The following is an 18,792-nucleotide window of genomic DNA, read 5'->3' as shown; positions in this document are numbered from 1 at the left end:
TATATTATAAAATTTGCAGAAAAAATGCAAGCTTTAATGACAAGAATGATTGTCAGAACTTATTTATTCTCTATATGCAAGAAGAAGTGCGGAATTTGTAACTACAAAAACAGATCCACAGTTGTGGACAAGTGCTGCGGTTACAGGGTTTAAAATTCCAAGGCCCGCGAGGATAATGGCAAAAAAATTAAGGCACATGGAGATCACGATATTGAATATGATACGTCCCCTGGTTTTGCGGCAGAGATTTATTAAAAAAGGGAGTTTTCCTATGTCGTCACTCATCAGTGCAATATCTGCGGCCTCAATGGCCACATCCGAGCCTATGGCACCCATGACGATTCCTACAGAAGCTGTAGCCAGAGCTGGAGCGTCATTAACACCGTCTCCCAGCATGCCTACAAAATGGCCGCTTTTTGTGAGCTCTTTTACCGTGGAAGCTTTATCCCCGGGAAGCTGTGAGGCAAATATATCTGTCATTCCTATAGATTGTCCAATAGAATTGGCAACAGCCTCATTGTCACCTGTTAGCATGATTATGTGGGACAACCCAGTTTTTTTCAGTCTTGAAATTGTGCTTTTAGACTCCAGGCGGAGTGTATCTGCAATTGATATAATTCCTGCAATTTTTCCATCCAGTGCTGCAGGTAGTACGGTTTTTCCCTGATTTTGGATTTTCTCAATGAGTTTTGCGGCATCCGGGGAACTTTCCATGATTTTTTTATCTATGGTTTTCATGCCAATTGATAGTTTGTGTCCGTCGACTATTGCAAGTATACCTTTTCCAGCTTGCATTGTAAATGATTCAGGATCCTCTGCGGCAATTCCATAATTTTGACTGTAGGTGAAAATTGCTTTTCCCAAAGGGTGTTCGGAGAATTTTTCTGCACTGGCGATTAATTTTATAAAATATGTTTTATCCAGGTCGTGGTTGAGCATTATTATATCTTTGACCTGCAGCTTGCCGCAGGTGAGTGTTCCCGTCTTATCCATAACCAGGGTGTCCAGTTTTGCAGCAGTTTCCACTGCAGAACCGGATTTAATAAGTATTCCCTTCTTTGTGGCATTTCCAATTGCAGCCATTATGGCAGTGGGCGTGGCCAGCACGAGCGAGCAGGGACAGAAAACGACCAGGGCAGTTACTGCCCTGTATATGTTTTTTGTAAGAAAAAATATAAGTATTGAACAGCCCAGGGCAATTGGAACAAGGATACGGGCCCATTTATCTGCAATGCGGACGATTGGTGCTTTATTTTCCTCAGCTTGTCTTACTAAATTGATCATTTTTTTTAGAGAGGAGTTATTGCCTGCGTTAGTGGCCTTTATTTCTATAACGCCCTGCTGGTTTATGGTTCCCTGGTATACTTCCTCTCCGGCTGTTTTGTCCACTGGAACGGATTCACCGGTCATGATGGATTGATCGACAGAGGTGTTTCCCTTGAGTATTCTTCCATCGACCGGTATGGCCTCTCCAGGGCGAACCAGGAGAATATCTCCCTTTTTGACTTTTGAGGCCAGTATTTCTTTATTGCCCGCTGCCGTATGGAGGCAGGCCTTCTGGGGTGTGAGATTTATAAGAGACTGCAGACTTTTATGGGATTTATCTGCCGTGACATCCTCTAATACTGTACCCAGCTGCATAATAAAAGCAACTTCTCCTGCAGCAAAATATTGTCCTATTACAAGTGCTGCTATTAGTGCAATTGCCACCAGTAAGTCGGCAGTGACGTCAAATTCGGTTATCAATCCCCTTGCTGCCCCGATGATTATGGGAACTCCACTTACGAGAATGGCAATCCATGCCGCATCGAATGGCAGTTGTGGAATCAACTTGAAAAAACTTATAATTAAAACTATGCCTGAGAGTACGGTCAGACATAATGTGCGAAATCCGTCTTCTTTCTTGAATTTGTCGATAAAAGTCATGAAAAATCCGACCTTTCTTCTAGAATAATCATATGCTATATGCCCCTATATGGTATATGATTATTCTAGAAGAATTTTATTGCCTTGTCAAATGGATCCTGCAGGCTATAGTTGACAATTTTACTCTGATTTGATAATATAGAAAATATAATAGCTATTGATCTAAAAAAGTAGATGGGAAGTGGTCAATTGAAATTATCTACAAAAGGAAGATATGGTGTCAGGGCAATGTTGGATCTGGCTATTCACTATAGTGGGGAGCCATCTTCTATAAAAAGCATATCGGAAAGACAGAATATATCGGAGTATTATTTAGAGCAGCTATTTTCCAGCTTGAGAAAATCTAATTTGATCAAAAGTATAAGGGGAGCCCAGGGAGGATATATTTTAAATAGGGAACCTAAAGATATAACCATAGCTGAGATAATGGGTGTATTGGAAGGCCCTGTGGAAATTTCAAATTGTATAGATGAAAATAACGAGAGTTCCTGCAGCAAGATAGACTGCTGTGCCACTAGGCTTTTATGGAGCAAGATCAAGGAAAGTATAGATAGAGTTATGAAATTTACCACCTTGCAGGATATGGTAGACGATTATAACCAGATGGTGAGAAAGAAAAATAAAAAAAATAAATAGACGATTTTAAAATATAACTTGTACAAGTTATATTTTTTTATTTTTTGCGCAAAATAAAGATAATTATTTTAAATTAAAGGTGATATTTTGTATAGGACTGGAGATTTCATATTTAAGGATGTAATAGATCTTTCAGGAAAGATGTTGGGCTTTATAAGCGACATAGTACTGAATTTCGACAGTAAAAAGGTGGCAGGATTTGTCATAACCCCCAATAATATATTTAAAAAAACACTGAATGTGAATATAGAGGACGTGATAAATTTCACGTCGATAATAGTTGTAACCGACGTTAATAAGGGAAAATATCTTCAATTTGAGGATATAAAAAATATGGATGTGCTGGACGAAAAAGGTGAACTCATGGGTGTAGTTGAGGATGTTTTATTTGATGAAGGAAAATTTTCAATAAGGGCACTCGTATTGTCTACCGGATTTATAAATAATTTTATAAAGGGCAGGAAGATATTGCTTGTGGATAATTTGATATTGGGAGATAAAAATCTGCTGTATAGAGGTAAAAACTGGAAATTTGAGTTCTTTAACTTGGCACATGGATCCTTAAAGAGAAAATAGAATTAAGCACGGCAAATTTAGAAAAATTGTGGAAGATGATGTCAGAATGAGTGTTCATAAAAAAGTCAGCATCAAGTATATTATAATGGCGGCTGTATTGGCAATATTTATTGTATTTATTATTGTAAGCTCTCTTTTAAGGGAAATTATAGGTTTGATATTTATATCTTTTTTGATAGCGTATACGTTAAAGCCCATACACAATTCCATGCTGAATAGAGGCTTGAATAGGAGAATGGGCGCTTTTTTTCTAGTGGGCCTGTTGATATTGTTTGTAGTGGGAACTTTTGTAATACTCATACCTTCTCTGTTTGATGAGAGCTTGAATTTAAATTCTGCCGCTGAGGGCATTCAAAATATGATAGATGGATTTTACATGAAATTAAAGCCGGTTCAAAATAACAGGATTATCTATTCCCTGATAAGCAGTTTGAACGGTAAAATTGACAGTGGAATTGTAAATACATGTAGTAAGATGTTTGATTTTATAATTTATATGGGACAAAATATTTTGTCTATAATAGTTATACCTATAATAGTTTATTATTTTTTGGCGGATGGAGAGTGCATAAACGGAAAAATGCTGTCCGTATTTCCGATGGGCAGCAGAGGTGTAATTGAAAAAATGTGCTGCCATGCAGACAAGATATTGGGCAGATATATAATGAGCCAGCTTATTTTGAGCGGATTTGTAGGTGTAGTTACATTTTTCATTCTGGTAACATTGAAAGTGGAATTTCCCATAATACTTTCCGTACTGAATGCATTTTTCAATATCATTCCATATTTTGGACCTATATTTGGAGCACTGCCGGCTGTAATTATAGCTCTTATAAAATCTCCCAGAGCGGCTCTGTGGACTGCTCTGTGGCTTTATGTACTGCAGCAAATAGAGGGGAATATACTTTCTCCTAAAGTTACCGGAGACAGTATAAGCATGCATCCACTGGTAATAATATTGCTTTTGATAATTGGCGGAAAGGCAGCAGGTTTTGTAGGTATGGTATTGGCAGTACCCTTGGGGGCCATAGTCAAAATAGTATATGAAGATTTAAATTATTATTTGTTCTGATTTAACTTAATAAGTGAATATTGACATAAGTGAATATTTAATTTATAATTTGTATCATAATGGAATAATGAAGCGATGAATGGAAGAAGTAAATATTTTCTTACATAAAAGAGAGAAAGTGGAAGGTGAAAACTTTCTGTGGAATATATTGAAGCTGTCCAGGAACTTGTATGCTGGTGTTTGAGAGATATGGATTTTGTTTTAAATATCTATGTAATTAGGGTGGTACCGCGAAAAGAGTCTTTCGTCCCTTCGGGATTGAAAGACTCTTTTATTTTAAGAAATCAAACATATGAGGTTGAAAGGAAGAGATATATATGGAAAAACTAGGATTAAATAAGATCAGGGAGTTGTATTTGAGCTTTTTCGAGAGCAAAGGTCATTTGAGGATGCACAGCTTTTCTTTGGTTCCTAAAAATGATAAGAGCCTGCTTCTGATAAATGCTGGTATGGCACCTCTTAAGCCATACTTTACAGGACTTAAGACACCGCCCCGCAGGAGAGTAACTACCTGTCAGAAGTGTATAAGAACAGGTGATATTGAAAATGTAGGTAAAACTTCACGTCATGGTACTTTTTTTGAAATGCTGGGAAATTTTTCCTTTGGAAATTATTTTAAAAAGGAAGCAATTTCCTGGGCCTGGGAATTTACTACTGAAGTTTTAAAACTGCCAAAAGATAGATTATATGTTACAATATATTTAGATGATGATGAAGCCTATGATATATGGGTAAAGGATACTGACATTGATAGCTCAAGAATATTCAGGCTGGGTAAGGAGGATAATTTCTGGGAACACGGTGCAGGACCCTGTGGACCTTGTTCTGAAATCCACTACGACAGAGGAGAAGGAAAAATAGAGACGGTGGAGGAATTTGTAAAAGCGGGGGATAATGATCGGGTGCTGGAATTCTGGAATTTAGTTTTTACTCAATTTGACAGGGATGAGCAGGGGAATTATAATAGACTTCCGAGACCTAATATAGATACGGGAATGGGTCTTGAAAGAATGGCAGTTATAATGCAGGATAAGGATAATATATTTGAAATAGATACTATAAACGCCATATTAAAAGAAATAAGTGCCATGTCTTCCAGTCCATATGGAATTGACAGGAAAAGTGATATATCTATGAGGGTGATAACAGATCACATAAGAAGTATCGTATTTATGATAAGCGATGGAATACTTCCGTCCAATGAGGGACGCGGGTATGTACTCAGAAGGCTTTTGAGAAGGGCAGCAAAACACGGAAGATCTCTTGGAATTGAAGGAGCTTTTCTGTACAGACTTTCTAAATCCGTTATAGATAATTCTTATGAAGGTTATCCTGAATTGAGGGAAAGGGAAGATTATATAAAAAAAATAATAAAAATTGAAGAGGAGAAGTTTGCTGCAACTATAGATGGTGGAATTCAGATTTTAGATGATTTCATATTTCAGCTGCGAAAAAGCGGCAATTCGGTACTTGATGGCGGAAGGACATTTAAATTATATGATACTTATGGTTTTCCGGTAGAACTTACTGAAGAGATACTGGAGGAAAATAATATGACTGCAGATCTTGAAGGCTTTAAAGAAAACATGGAAAATCAGCGCAACATGGCAAGATCTGCCAGAGCAGAAACAAATTATATGGGTGTAAAAGATACTATTTTGAATAAAATTCCCATGGAAGTTAATACTATATTTGAAGGCTATGATAGACTGAAGTCGAATTCTAAAGTTAAAGTGATCATGAAGGATGAAGAGTTTGTATCCCGTTTGAGTGAAGGGGAAGAGGGAGTTGTAGTAGTTGAAAATACACCTTTTTATGCCGAGATGGGTGGACAGGTAGGAGATAGTGGAACAATATATAACGATACTTTTAGGGGTGAAGTTTTAGATTGTAAAAACAATGTTGCGGGTAAGATACTTCATTTTGTAAAAATAAGTTCAGGTAGTTTGAATTTGGATGATGATATTGTTTTAAGTGTAGATAAGGGGAGAAGAGATAATATAGGGAAAAACCATACTGCAACTCACATATTGGATGAAACACTGAAAAGAATTCTGGGGGAGCAGGTGCACCAGGCAGGTTCCTACGTAGATGAGCATAGATTGAGATTTGACTTCAATTATTTTGAACCTCTGAATTATGATACATTGAGAAAAATTGAAAATATGGTCAATGACAGCATAATGGCAGTTTACCCGGTAAAGACTGTTGTAATGCCCCTGGAAGAAGCTAAAAAAAGCGGTGCAATAGCACTCTTCGACAGTAAGTACAAGGATAAAGTAAGGGTGGTTTCCGTTGGGGACTTCAGCAGGGAACTGTGTGGTGGAACCCATGTAAGCAATTCCGGAAAAATTGGACTGTTTAAAATAATATCTGAAACCGGAATAGCTGCCGGCATAAGAAGAATAGAAGCTGTTACCGGAAAAGGTGCGATAGACTATGTCGATTCTAAAGATGATATGTTGAAAAAAATATCAGGCAAATTGAAGTGCTCCGAAAAGGAGATAATTCATAAATTGGATCTGCAATTTAATGAATTAAAATCAGCTGAGAGGGAAATACAGCAGCTGAAATTAAAATTAGCAGGAAATGCGGAGAATGATATTTTAAATAGAGCAAAGACAATTGATGGAATAAAACTTTTTACAGGGGTATTGAAAGAAGTCGATGCCAGCGCACTTAGAGAGTTGGGAGATAAATTTAGAAGCAGGTATGACAACTGTTTGGTGGTATTGGGAAGCAGTGTAAATGGTAAAGTTCAGCTTATAGCTATGGCTACTGAGAAAGCAGTACAAAGTGGTATTAACTGCGGGAAAATAATAAAGGAAATTGCAGCTGTTACTGGTGGAAATGGGGGTGGAAGACCAGATATGGCACAGGCTGGAGGTAAATTACCTGAAAAATTAGAAGAAGCCGTAGAAAGATGCAGTATAATTGTGGAAAAAAGATCTAGATAGTATACATTTTGTGAAATATGTTCTATAATAAATCTATTAGAATGTTAGCGGGGTGATATATATATGGGTAAGGATAATACTATTCAGTTTGACATTTCTGAGAGTAAAAAAGCACTGACAAAGGAAATATTGACTGAAGTTTATGATTCGCTAATTAAAAAAGGATATAATCCAGTAAATCAATTGGTAGGATACTTGATTTCAGGTGATCCAACCTATATAACAAATTATAATGGAGCAAGGTCATTGGTAAGAAAACTTGAGAGAGATGAAATACTTGAAGAAGTTTTGAAAGTTTATTTAGGTATAAAATAAAAATGTCCTTTTAGGGCATTTTTATTTTGAATATGAGCATAATAACTGGGAGAGTGTAAAATTGAGAATACTGGGACTTGATATAGGCAATAAAACTATAGGGGTTGCAATGAGCGATCCATTGGGCTTTACAGCACAAGGGGTTACTACCATAAGGAGAAGGGGATTGAAGGAAGACATTGATGAGATTAGAGCTATTTGTGAAAAATACGGTGTAGAATTGATTGTTTCCGGTCTTCCTAAAAATATGAATGGAACACTTGGACCCCAAAGTAAAAGTGTAATGGATTTTTGCAAAAATGTGGAAAAACTTATGAAATTGCCTGTAAAAATGTGGGATGAAAGATTAACTACGGTGGCGGCAAATAGGGCCATGCTAGAGGGGGATCTTTCCAGGGCAAAAAGGAAAAAAATAGTAGATAAGATGGCAGCTACATATATTTTACAGGGATATTTGGACAGTATTTCAAATTGACTGTTTTTGTAAACTTGATTTTTACAAAGGGGAAAATTATATGAAAGACGATATTAAAAATTTAATATTGGAGGACGAAAATGGGGAAGAAGTTCAATTTGAAGTGGTTACCAAATTGGATATAGAGGATAGGGAATACGTAATTGCAATACCTGAAGAGTGCAAAGAATCTAAAGAGGCTATAGTACTTAAAATAATAAAGGATAAAAATGGCAGAGAGATTTTTGCAACTGTGGAAAATGAAGATGAATTTAACCAAGTTTCAGAAGTATATGAAACTTTGTTCTAATATTAATTGATTTTCAATTGACAATATTTTTCTGTTATATTAGACTTAAGATTATAGAAAAGTTTTTTATTCATATTTTAAAATTTAATTTGAAATGGGGTATAGTTATGACGAAGCTTTCCTCTTCAGAAATAGAGAGATTAAAAAATAGCTTAAAGGAAAAGGGGTATAAACTTACTCCTCAGAGAAGAGCTATAGTTGATATTATAATAAGAAATGAAGGAAAACATCTTACAACGGAAGAGATATACGATCAGGTCAGAAGTGAATGTCCTGAAATTGGCCTGGCTACAGTCTATAGGACTGTTCAGCTTTTAGATGAAATAGGAGTTATATGCAAACTGGAGTTAGATGATGGGTGCAGCAGATATGAAATAATACACAAAGAAGAAAACCACAGGCACCACCATTTGATATGCACTAAATGTTCGAAAATAATTGAGGTTACGGATGATCTTTTGGAACCTCTTGAAAAAGAAATAGAGAAAAAATATGATTTTAAAATTTTAAACCACAGTTTAAAATTTTATGGTATATGCAGTGAATGCAGGAAATCAGGTAAGTATAAGTAAAATTGCAATTTGTAATTTTTATATTTTATGAGCGGGTTATTTAATGTAATGAGTGGTATGATGAACCCCACTGACAATGGGAAGTATAGGAACTGCGGAGATGTTTTGGCAAATAATAGAAACTGCTGTTCGTAGTGCAGCTGTTGTTGATCAAGTACGCTCTGACTTTATGCAAAGCTAAGTTGGGGTGGTTCACAAATGACTCCTTCATAAAATATTTGTTACCGGTTGTAAAGATAATAAAATAATTTTTAAACAAGGAGGGAAGATTTTATTGCGAAAAGAAAAGGATAAAATAAAGATTATTCCATTAGGCGGACTAAGTGAAATAGGAAAGAATCTTACAGTAATAGAATATAAAGATGAGATAATAGTAATTGACTGTGGAATGGAGTTCCCGGACGAAGAGATGTTGGGAATAGACATAGTCATACCTGATATAACTTATCTTAAGAAGAATGTAAACAAGGTAAAGGGTATATTTTTAACTCATGGGCATGAAGACCATATAGGTGCACTGCCGTATGTATTGAAAGAGATCAATGTACCTGTATATGGGAGCAAATTGACATTGGGAATTGTCGATTCAAAATTAAAGGAGCACGGTTTAAGCGGATCGGTGGATTTAAAGTGCATAAAAGCAGGTGACGTAATTAAATTAAATAGAATGTCCGTGGAATTTATAAGAACTAGCCACAGCATAGCTGATTCTATGGCTATTGCAGTTCATACTCCTGTTGGGATAATAGTTCATACTGGTGACTTTAAAGTTGATTACACCCCCATTGACGGCTGTGTAATTGATCTTGCTAGGTTTGCTGAACTTGGAAAAGAGGGGGTACTTCTTATGCTGGCCGATAGTACCAATGTGGAAAGGCCAGGATATACCATGTCGGAAAAGACGGTGGGCAAGACATTTCAGAAATTTTTTGCAGTGGCAAAAAGCAGAATAATAGTTGCTACTTTTGCATCTAATATTCATAGAATACAGCAGGTAATCACTGCTGCGGAAAAGTACCGCAGGAAGGTTGCTATTTCCGGCAGAAGCATGGAAAATATAATGGAAGTGGCTATGAACCTGGGGTATATAAAAATCAGGAAAAACACTCTTATAAGTATAGACGATATAAACAAGTATCCCGGTAATAAAATAGTGATAATAACTACCGGAAGTCAGGGGGAACCCATGTCGGCACTCTCGAGGATGGCTGCTTGTGAACATAAAAAGGTGACCATCATTCCCGGAGATACGATAATAATTTCAGCGAACCCCATACCTGGAAATGAAAAATTGGTTTCAAGGGTGATAAATCAGTTGTTTAAACAGGGAGCACAGGTGATATACGAGGCTCTGGCAGATGTTCATGTATCAGGGCATGCCTGTCAGGAGGAATTAAAACTCATTCACACTCTTGTGAAACCAAAATTTTTTATGCCTGTTCATGGAGAATACAGACATCTGAAACAACATGCAGATCTGGCGATGAAACTTGGACTCAGTCCTAAGAATATAGTTATTGCGGATAATGGAGATGTTGTAGAGGTTACTAAGAATTCCATAAGAAAAAATGGAAAAGTGGTATCTGGACAGGTATTTGTAGATGGCCTGGGAGTTGGAGATGTAGGGAATATAGTTTTAAGAGACAGGAGACATCTTTCTCAGGACGGTATACTTACAGTGGTAATTACGATTGAAAAGGGAACCGGTAAAGTCATTGCAGGGCCTGACATAATATCTAGAGGTTTTGTCTATGTTAGAGAGTCGGAGGATTTGATGGAGGAGGCCAAACAGCTTGTTCGTGGTGCTTTAAAAGAGTGTCAGGAAAAACATATTACGGAATGGTCAAGCATAAAATCCAATGTAAAAGAAGTACTAAGATCATTTCTCTATGAAAAGACAAAGAGAAAGCCCATGATATTGCCTATAATTATGGAAATATAATAAAGTAGAGGAGTATTTGACGATGAATATATATGATAGGGCAAGGGAATTTGCTGAAGATCTCAGGGAATGTGATGAAGTGGTTAATCTGCGGAAGTCAAACCAGAAAGTGGAAGACAATGAAGATTATAAAAAAATATTGAAAGATTTTAGGAAAATTCAACTGGATGCCTACTCACAGCAGGTTCAAAACGGAAAGGTTTCAGAGGAAGTTGTGGAAAAGTTTAAAGATATGGGAAATGTGATTTCCGCTAACCCGCCTGTGGATGAATATATACAGGCTGAACAGAAATTTAGCGTTATGTGGCAGAACATATTGAAGATGCTAAATGATGCTATAGGAGTGGATTTCTCTTTCGGAGACGGTAAAGATAAGGTTAATGCACAGTGAAAACTGCTAACTTGGGACTCAGAAGTTGACTTTTTAATATTATGATATTAAAATAATGATGGCAGCTTTGAATTGGATACAAAAAGTATCCAATTTTTTTGAGTACTTATTCGATTTGCAAGTTGATTACGGTACTAAATTTGATTTTTGAATATAATTCCATAGATCAAGATATAAATTGGAGGAATAATAATGGATTTATTTACTAGAAATGATATAAGGAATGTAGCAATAATTGCCCATGTAGATCACGGTAAGACTACACTAGTGGATGCGCTGCTGAGACAGAGCAATATATTTAGGGCAAATGAAAAAGTTGAAGATAGGGTTATGGATTCAAATGCTATTGAAAGGGAAAGGGGGATTACCATACTTTCAAAGAATACTGCCGTAACTCACAAGGGAGTTAAGATCAACATTGTAGATACGCCGGGTCATGCTGATTTTGGCGGTGAAGTGGAACGTGTGCTCAAGATGGTGGACAGTGTTCTATTGGTGGTAGATGCTGCTGAAGGTCCGATGCCCCAGACAAAATTTGTTTTGAGGAAGGCACTGCAGTTGAAATTAAAGCCAATAGTTGTGATAAACAAAATAGATAAGCCGGATGCAAGACCTTCCGAGGTTTTGGATAAGGTATTTGATCTGTTTATAGAATTGGGGGCTAATGACGAGCAGCTGGATTTTAGTGTGATTTACTGTTCGGCAAAAGATGGAATTGCTAAAAAAGAAATGGAAGACAAGTCTACCAATATGGAACCTCTTTTTGATGCCATAATAAAAAATGCACCGGCACCCCAGGGTTATCTGGATAAACCCCTTCAACTTCTCATAACTACCATAGATCACAATGAATATGTGGGAAGAATAGGTATAGGTAAAATAACAAGGGGAGTTATAAAGAAAAATGAACCGGTAGTTCTTATAAGAAAGGGAAATAAGGTAGAAAATGTTAAGGTATCAAACCTCTATGTGTATGATGGATTAAAAAAACTTGAAGTCGAAGAGGCTAAGTTGGGAGATATAGTTGCAGTTTCTGGAATACCGGATATAAATATAGGTGAAACGATTGCCTCTGCATCGGATCCTGAACCTCTGCCATTTGTGGATATAGATGAGCCCACGCTGACTATGAATTTCATGGTAAATGATTCTCCTTTTGCCGGTAGAGAGGGAGAGTTTGTAACTTCCAGACATTTGAGGGATAGACTTATGAAAGAACTGGAGACAAATGTGGCTCTCAGGGTGGAAGAAACTGATTCGCCAGATTGTTTTAAGGTAAGTGGAAGAGGAGAACTTCACCTTTCAGTTTTAATAGAAACTATGAGAAGAGAAGGTTATGAATTTCAGGTTTCCAAGCCCACGGTCATATTCAAGGAGGAAAACGGAAAGAAATTGGAGCCTATTGAATACCTCACTATAGACGTACCTGAAGAATTTATGGGTGTGGTCATAGAGAAACTTGGACCCAGGAAAGCTGAAATGGTAAATATGACCTCAGCCGTAAATGGATACACCAGGTTGGAATTCAAGGTGCCTGCAAGGGGATTAATTGGCTTTAGAAATGAACTTATGACGGATACTAAGGGCAACGGCATAATGAACCATGTACTGGATGGATATGAGGAGTACAAGGGAGATATGCCGGGAAGGACAAGAGGATCTCTGGTAGTGTATGAACCGGGAGTATCTATAACCTACGGACTTTTTAACGCCCAGGAAAGAGGAACGCTGTTTATAGGACCTGGAGTGGAAGTGTATGAGGGAATGATAGCCGGTGAATGTTCAAGACCGGAAGATATAGAGGTAAATGTGTGTAAGAAGAAACATCTGTCGAATACGAGATCTTCGGGAGCTGATGAAGCGTTGAAACTGGTTCCTGTATCGGAAATGACTCTGGAAAAATCACTGGAATTTATAGCACAGGATGAATTGGTGGAAATTACTCCCAAGAGTATAAGAATGAGAAAGAAGATATTGGATACGGATTTAAGAAGAAAGGCCATGAGAAGAAAATAGGAAGGGTTGTTTACAGTGAAAAGAAACTTAAAAAAAAGTATTTTTTTACTCTGTAGTGTGGCTTTAATTTTGTTGATTGCCGGTGCCCTGTATCATTCCCTGCAAAGTATAAGGCACCCTTTCAAAATCAGTGAGAAGAAGATAAATTTTCAAGTAAGACAGGGAGAAAAATTGAATCAGGTTGTAGATAATTTGAGCAGTCTTGGATTGGTGAAGAGTCCATCACTGCTGAAGTGGTATACAGGTAGACATTTTGAAAACAGTTCATTAAAGCCAGGAAGGTATTCTTTTTCCGAAAATATAGGCATAAATGATTTTGTACTCTATATGGAAAAAGGCATTAGAGATGACAGACCTGTAGAAATTGTAGTGCCTGAGGGGTATGATGTAGAACAGATAGGAAATTTGCTGGAGAAAAAGGGAATAATAAGCAGTTCGAATTTTATAAAAAGCTGCAGGGAATATAAGCTTCCAAGTTTTATAAAGAAAGACTCAAACAGAAGATATGCCCTGGAAGGATATTTATTTCCGGATACTTATGATTTTCTCAAGGGCAGCAGCGGAGATTATATAATTAAAGTTATGTTAAATAGATTTTCCGAAGTTATGGACAAAGTTCAGAAGGATACGGGAAAACAGTTGAGTGCCGAGGAAAAGGATAGAATTATAACTCTGGCTTCTGTAGTTGAAAAAGAAGCTAAGAAACCTGAAGAAAGAGGGAAGATTGCATCTGTGTTTTACAACAGACTGAACAAGAATATGAAACTTCAGTCCTGCGCTACGGTTTTATACGCACTGAATGTGCATAAGGATAAAGTATATTATAAGGATCTGCAGGTGGTTTCTCCCTATAATACTTATAAAGTAAATGGACTTCCGGAGGGGCCTATATCAAATCCGGGTGAAGAGTGCATACTGGCAGCTGTAAAACCCGACAGGACAAATTATATTTATTTTGTTTCTAAAAATGATGGGACTCACTTTTTTACAGACAGCAGTGAAAAATTTTTAGAAGTTAAGAAAACTACTCAGGGCGAATAGGTTTTGGGAGGCAAGAATGAGCGGAGTTGAGCATGAATATATAAAAGATTATATAGTATCTCTGATAGGGGATCATGATGGAATACTGAAGGAGATAGAAGAATATGCCTCTGAGAAATCCATACCCATAGTACAGAGGGAGACGGCAAGATTTTTGGAACTTATGATAAATATAAAAAAGCCCTCCAGAATTCTGGAACTTGGAACTGCTGTTGGCTATTCCGCTATTTTGATGAGCCTCAGTTCTCATAGAAAGAACCATGTGATCACTATTGAAAGAGATAAAAACATGGTCAAAATTGCCAGGGAAAATGTAAAAAAATATAATTTGGGGAAGTATATAGATGTCATTGAAGGAGACTGTTTGGAAATACTCAGAGATATGAGTGAAAGCTTTGATCTTATATTTATCGATGCCGGGAAAGCACATTATAACCATTTTTTACCTTATTGTTTGAAACTTCTGGATAAAGAAGGCATAATAGTTGCAGACAATGTACTTTTTAGAGGAATGGTGGCTTCTGACGAACTGGTGAAAAGAAGGAAGATAACCATAGTCAAAAGAATGAGGAAATATTTAAACATGGTATCTGATAATGATGAGTTTATGACTTCGGTTATACCTATGGGTGATGGCATTGCCGTTACCGTGAGGAGGAATTGATATGAAAAAAAAGCCGGAATTATTGGCACCGGCAGGCAATTTGGAAAAATTGAGAACTGCTGTGGATTTTGGGGCAGATGCAGTTTATCTGGGAGGAAATAAACTCAATTTAAGGGCCTTTGCAGATAATTTTACAGACAAAGAGCTGGAGGAAGGCTTAAAATATGTTCACGATAGAGGGAAAAAAGCTTTTGTTACGGTAAATGTATTCCCACACAATGAAGATCTGATTGGTCTGAAAGATTATCTGAGAAAATTATATGAGATGAATGTAGATGGGATAATAGTGTCGGATCCAGGCATAATAATGACTGCCAGGGAAATTGTACCGGATTTGGACTTGCATTTGAGCACCCAGAGCAATAATGTTAATTGGATGTCCGCTGTATTCTGGTATAAACAGGGTATAAAGAGAATAATCCTTGCCAGAGAACTTTCACTTAAGGAAATAAGGGAAATAAGGGAACATTTGCCTGAAGATTGTCAGATAGAAGTTTTTGTACACGGAGCAATGTGTATGGCCTATTCAGGCAGATGTATGCTTTCAAATTATATGACGGGAAGGGATTCTAACAGGGGAGAGTGTGCCCAGCCCTGCAGGTATAAATACTATCTTATGGAGGAAAAGAGACCTGGAGAATATTTTCCGGTGTTTGAAGATACAAAGGGGGATTATATATTAAATTCCAGGGATCTTTGTATGATAGAACATATTCCGGAATTAGTGAAGGCAGGTATAGATTCATTTAAGATAGAGGGAAGGATGAAAAGCGCATACTATGTGGCTACTGTGGTTAAAGCTTATAGAAGAGCCTTGGATTCCTATTTTGACAATCCCGACAGGTATGTATTTAAAAGGAAATGGATGGAGGATTTAATGAAGGCCAGTCATAGGAAATATTATACCGGATTTTATTTCGGTGACAGGGACAGCCAGATTTTTGAAAGTTCATCCTATGTAAGAGATTATGACATAGTAGGGGTTGTTAGAAATTATGACGAGAACAGCAGTACTGCAGTTGTAGAACAGAGGAATAAAGTGTACAGCGGAGATAATGTTGAAGTATTGAGTCCGGCAGGTGACAATTTTAATGTGTGCCTGAAAAATATGAAAAATGAAGGAGGGGAAAAAATAAAGTCGGCTCCTGCTGCCCAGATGATATTTACTGTATCGGTAGACAGAAAACTGAAAAAAGGCGATATGCTTATAAAAGCTAAAAAATAATTTGCTGTGTGGTGGAATTGGGCAAATGAATAAAATACCTTATTTTGGATAGAAATTAATCTAGATGAGGTGTTTTTTATGTTGAAAATAAATAGATTCGTAATACACAGGAGGCAGTGTATTTTATTTTTTACAATTGCTTTGATATTTTCACTGCTGTATTTTAAAATAATAGGACTTCAGTATTTTGGAAGTGATAAATTGGGTGTGATGGCGGACTCACAGTATTCTTACAAAGAGGATTTAACCGATGCCGATTATATACTGTATGACTGCCGTGGAAAACAGCTTATGGATTACGATAAAAAATATTATGTAGTCATATCGCCGGAAGTATTTTTAAAGGACAATGAGAATGTGGATTCGGAAAAAATGCTCACTTTGGTTTATACTCTCAGAAATTATAATAGTGACTATGATTTGTCTAAGACAGGAATATTGAGCAGCAGCAAGAAATTGTATTATGAGGTGGATATAAATACCTATAACAAACTCAGGAATATCAGCGGAATAAATGGAGTCTATACTTATGCTTATTCTCCTTTGAAGAAGTCCGGTGCCTGGAGTGTGGAAAACCTGCTTCAAAATTACAAGAGGAGTGAAGACAACCAGGTTAAAAGTAAAAATTCTTTAGAAATGCAGATATATCAAAAGACAAAAGAAAATGAAAAACCTCAAGTTGTATTTGAAAGAGACGTAGATGGAAAGATAATTAGTAAAAAGGTCCATTATCCTGAAAATAACGTAAATGTGCGGTTGACTGTTGATAAAAATATAGAAAACAGGATAAAGAATATATTAAATAGCAGTGAAAATAAGAATTTCAGTCAAATAGGGGTGATTTTGACGGAAGCGGACACGGGAAAGATAAAAGCTCTTGTTCAGAAAGATGACAGCAAGCCCAATGTGAATATAGGTGTTGCCACTAATCACGGCTTTTTTCCAGGTTCCATATTTAAGGTCATAGTGGAAGAGGCAGGTCTGGACAATGGAATTATAAATGTAAATGATAAATTTACCTGTAAAGGATTATATGAAGAGGATAATGAGGTACATGGCAGCGTGACCCCAGGCGAAGCTCTTACCATATCCTGCAATGATGCATTTGCCCAGATAGGAAATAAAGTTGGTTTTAATAATTTCTATGACAATGCAAAGAAGCAGGGACTGTTTCAAAAGGTTTTGAATCTAGATGAAGAGAAGTCGGGACTATTTGAAGTAAAAAATCCAAGTTATGCAGACGGAAGCCTGTCTCTTGCAGCCATAGGTCAAAATATCAGAATAACTCCTCTTGAGGCTGTCAGCATACCAAATACAGTGGCAAACGGCGGGGTATATGTAAAACCGTATATACTGGATGCTTATGTAGACGATAAAAATAGTACAATAGAAAAATTAAATACCACGAACAGTTCTGTTATAAAAAAATCTACAGCCGAGGAAATGAAAAGCCAGATGATAAATGTAGTGAAAAATGGTACTGGAAAATCTGCTTATATAGATGGCATGGAAATTGGCGGAAAAACCGGGAGCACTCAGAGAATAGAATTGACAGGCAAGGGCAGGACTGCAGAGGAGCATTCAGATGGATGGTTTGTGGGCTTTTTCAACTATAATGGCAGATACTATTCTATGGTTGTATTTGTCAAGGATATAGATAAAAACAATGAAAGTGGTGGAAATACTGCAGCCCCGATTTTTAGAAATATAGTTTTGAATGTACGGCAATATCTAAATTAAATTTATTTATATATGCACTTTTTGAAAAAACTCCTCATAGTATATTAATAAGCACTATTAGGAGGAGCAGCCGGTGTTTATAACAAATTACTTGTTAGATATTATTGGAAATGTCATATTTATGACAGCCTATGTTACAAATAATAACTCATTTCCACAACCTCTAAGTGACGATGAAGAAGCATATTATTTAAAGAAACTAAAGGGAGGAGATCTACTTGCTAAAAGTATTTTAGTGGAGAGAAATTTGAGGCTGGTGGCACATATTGTAAAAAAATATTCCTATCCAGGTAAAGAAGTGGATGACTTGATCTCTATTGGAACTGTGGGGCTTATCAAAGCCATAGATTCTTTTGATACATCCAAGGGGACTAGGTTGGCAACATATGCGGCAAAATGTATAGAAAACGAAATATTAATGCTTATAAGAAATAATAAGAAAATTAGAAACGAAGTGTATTTGCAGGACCCAATAGGTGTGGATAAAGAGGGAAATGAAATATCCCTTATGGATGTACTGGGTAGTGATGAGAATTCTATAATTGAAATCGTAGAACAAAAAATACAGGTGAAAAAGCTATACTCTAAAATAAATACGTGTTTATCCCAGAGGGAAAAAAGTGTTGTGGAGATGAGGTATGGGCTTTTGGAGGGAAGACCGAGAACTCAGAGGGAAATAGCAAAAATACTGGGTATATCCAGATCCTATGTGTCCAGGATTGAAAAAAAAGCATTAAAAAAATTGTACAGGGAGTTAAATTATTGGGCAAAATGATTTTATATTGTACTTAAAGTAAATGTTAGATAAATTCCATGCTGTATATCATCCGGTATGAACATGGAATTTATAATATTTTATTATGCAGTTTACCTATAAAGTATAAATAATACATAACGATTATAGATGAGGAGAGATTTGCATAAAACGTTTATTCTTATTTTAGATATTATTTAG

General features: G+C 36.6%; 17 protein-coding genes and 1 other annotated feature. Of the genes, 16 read left to right on the top strand and 1 reads right to left on the bottom strand.

All coding sequences use genetic code 11. From position 1 onward, the window contains the following. Nucleotides 1-63: 63 nt before the first annotated feature. Nucleotides 64-1,926 (bottom strand): heavy metal translocating P-type ATPase, encoded by a 1,863-nt coding sequence (locus AB8S09_RS00975; protein ID WP_294183923.1) that lies wholly within the window; start codon nucleotides 1,924-1,926, stop codon nucleotides 64-66. Nucleotides 1,927-2,115: 189 nt separating this feature from the next. Between AB8S09_RS00975 and AB8S09_RS00970 the strand changes: the two genes are divergently transcribed. The 16 genes from AB8S09_RS00970 (at nucleotide 2,116) to sigK (ending at nucleotide 18,612) form a co-directional block, all read left to right on the top strand. Then, nucleotides 2,116-2,562, top strand: a complete 447-nt coding sequence (locus AB8S09_RS00970) for an RrF2 family transcriptional regulator (RefSeq protein WP_294183921.1) — start codon at nucleotides 2,116-2,118, stop codon at nucleotides 2,560-2,562. A gap of 87 nt (nucleotides 2,563-2,649) precedes the next feature. Then, nucleotides 2,650-3,138: a PRC-barrel domain-containing protein gene (locus tag AB8S09_RS00965; RefSeq protein WP_294183919.1), complete on the top strand. Its 489-nt coding sequence runs from the start codon at nucleotides 2,650-2,652 to the stop codon at nucleotides 3,136-3,138. 28 nt (nucleotides 3,139-3,166) lie between these two features. Next, nucleotides 3,167-4,210: an AI-2E family transporter gene (locus tag AB8S09_RS00960; RefSeq protein WP_294183917.1), complete on the top strand. Its 1,044-nt coding sequence runs from the start codon at nucleotides 3,167-3,169 to the stop codon at nucleotides 4,208-4,210. 66 nt (nucleotides 4,211-4,276) lie between these two features. Continuing rightward, nucleotides 4,277-4,465 (top strand) — a binding site (T-box leader). 62 nt (nucleotides 4,466-4,527) lie between these two features. Then, the gene (gene alaS, locus AB8S09_RS00955; RefSeq protein WP_294180331.1) at nucleotides 4,528-7,167 is read left to right on the top strand and encodes an alanine--tRNA ligase; all 2,640 of its coding nucleotides are present in this window, start codon (nucleotides 4,528-4,530) and stop codon (nucleotides 7,165-7,167) included. A gap of 63 nt (nucleotides 7,168-7,230) precedes the next feature. Further along, nucleotides 7,231-7,482, top strand: coding sequence for an IreB family regulatory phosphoprotein (locus AB8S09_RS00950; RefSeq protein ID WP_294180332.1), 252 nt, complete (start codon nucleotides 7,231-7,233; stop codon nucleotides 7,480-7,482). Nucleotides 7,483-7,543: 61 nt separating this feature from the next. Continuing rightward, nucleotides 7,544-7,957 (top strand): Holliday junction resolvase RuvX, encoded by a 414-nt coding sequence (ruvX, locus tag AB8S09_RS00945; RefSeq protein WP_294180333.1) that lies wholly within the window; start codon nucleotides 7,544-7,546, stop codon nucleotides 7,955-7,957. A 40-nt stretch (nucleotides 7,958-7,997) separates the two neighbouring features. Continuing rightward, nucleotides 7,998-8,246 (top strand): DUF1292 domain-containing protein, encoded by a 249-nt coding sequence (locus tag AB8S09_RS00940; RefSeq protein ID WP_294180334.1) that lies wholly within the window; start codon nucleotides 7,998-8,000, stop codon nucleotides 8,244-8,246. A gap of 107 nt (nucleotides 8,247-8,353) precedes the next feature. Then, nucleotides 8,354-8,818: a Fur family transcriptional regulator gene (locus AB8S09_RS00935; RefSeq protein WP_294180335.1), complete on the top strand. Its 465-nt coding sequence runs from the start codon at nucleotides 8,354-8,356 to the stop codon at nucleotides 8,816-8,818. A 274-nt stretch (nucleotides 8,819-9,092) separates the two neighbouring features. Further along, the gene (locus AB8S09_RS00930; protein ID WP_294180337.1) at nucleotides 9,093-10,760 is read left to right on the top strand and encodes a ribonuclease J; all 1,668 of its coding nucleotides are present in this window, start codon (nucleotides 9,093-9,095) and stop codon (nucleotides 10,758-10,760) included. A 22-nt stretch (nucleotides 10,761-10,782) separates the two neighbouring features. After that, on the top strand, nucleotides 10,783-11,151 hold the full coding sequence (locus AB8S09_RS00925) for a YlbF family regulator (protein ID WP_294180339.1): 369 nt from the start codon (nucleotides 10,783-10,785) through the stop codon (nucleotides 11,149-11,151). 192 nt (nucleotides 11,152-11,343) lie between these two features. Beyond that, on the top strand, nucleotides 11,344-13,167 hold the full coding sequence (gene typA, locus AB8S09_RS00920; RefSeq protein WP_369868327.1) for a translational GTPase TypA: 1,824 nt from the start codon (nucleotides 11,344-11,346) through the stop codon (nucleotides 13,165-13,167). 15 nt (nucleotides 13,168-13,182) lie between these two features. Next, nucleotides 13,183-14,208, top strand: a complete 1,026-nt coding sequence (gene mltG / locus AB8S09_RS00915) for an endolytic transglycosylase MltG (RefSeq protein WP_294180344.1) — start codon at nucleotides 13,183-13,185, stop codon at nucleotides 14,206-14,208. 16 nt (nucleotides 14,209-14,224) lie between these two features. Further along, nucleotides 14,225-14,872 (top strand): O-methyltransferase, encoded by a 648-nt coding sequence (locus AB8S09_RS00910; RefSeq protein WP_294180345.1) that lies wholly within the window; start codon nucleotides 14,225-14,227, stop codon nucleotides 14,870-14,872. Between the two features lies 1 nt (nucleotide 14,873). Continuing rightward, a complete protein-coding gene (locus AB8S09_RS00905) occupies nucleotides 14,874-16,097 on the top strand; it encodes a peptidase U32 family protein (RefSeq protein ID WP_369868326.1) in 1,224 nt (407 codons plus the stop codon). A gap of 78 nt (nucleotides 16,098-16,175) precedes the next feature. After that, the gene (locus AB8S09_RS00900) at nucleotides 16,176-17,837 is read left to right on the top strand and encodes a penicillin-binding transpeptidase domain-containing protein (protein WP_294180349.1); all 1,662 of its coding nucleotides are present in this window, start codon (nucleotides 16,176-16,178) and stop codon (nucleotides 17,835-17,837) included. Nucleotides 17,838-17,910: 73 nt separating this feature from the next. Further along, nucleotides 17,911-18,612, top strand: a complete 702-nt coding sequence (gene sigK / locus AB8S09_RS00895; protein ID WP_294180350.1) for an RNA polymerase sporulation sigma factor SigK — start codon at nucleotides 17,911-17,913, stop codon at nucleotides 18,610-18,612. The last annotated feature ends 180 nt before the right edge of the window (nucleotides 18,613-18,792 follow it).

This window comes from Clostridium lapidicellarium, from assembly GCF_041224415.1.
In the GTDB taxonomy this organism is placed as follows: domain Bacteria; phylum Bacillota; class Clostridia; order Clostridiales; family Clostridiaceae; genus Clostridium_B; species Clostridium_B lapidicellarium.
The sequence above is the reverse complement of the archived record's forward strand: the minus strand, read 5'-3'. Positions and strand labels throughout refer to the sequence as shown.

Coding starts and splice junctions, on each gene's coding strand:
- AB8S09_RS00910 (WP_294180345.1), top strand. CDS start 14,225: ATGAGCGGAGTTGAGCATGAATATATAAAAGATTATATAGTATCTCTG.
- AB8S09_RS00940 (WP_294180334.1), top strand. CDS start 7,998: ATGAAAGACGATATTAAAAATTTAATATTGGAGGACGAAAATGGGGAA.
- AB8S09_RS00975 (WP_294183923.1), bottom strand. CDS start 1,926: ATGACTTTTATCGACAAATTCAAGAAAGAAGACGGATTTCGCACATTA.
- AB8S09_RS00935 (WP_294180335.1), top strand. CDS start 8,354: ATGACGAAGCTTTCCTCTTCAGAAATAGAGAGATTAAAAAATAGCTTA.
- AB8S09_RS00905 (WP_369868326.1), top strand. CDS start 14,874: ATGAAAAAAAAGCCGGAATTATTGGCACCGGCAGGCAATTTGGAAAAA.
- typA (WP_369868327.1), top strand. CDS start 11,344: ATGGATTTATTTACTAGAAATGATATAAGGAATGTAGCAATAATTGCC.
- AB8S09_RS00925 (WP_294180339.1), top strand. CDS start 10,783: ATGAATATATATGATAGGGCAAGGGAATTTGCTGAAGATCTCAGGGAA.
- alaS (WP_294180331.1), top strand. CDS start 4,528: ATGGAAAAACTAGGATTAAATAAGATCAGGGAGTTGTATTTGAGCTTT.
- AB8S09_RS00950 (WP_294180332.1), top strand. CDS start 7,231: ATGGGTAAGGATAATACTATTCAGTTTGACATTTCTGAGAGTAAAAAA.
- AB8S09_RS00900 (WP_294180349.1), top strand. CDS start 16,176: ATGTTGAAAATAAATAGATTCGTAATACACAGGAGGCAGTGTATTTTA.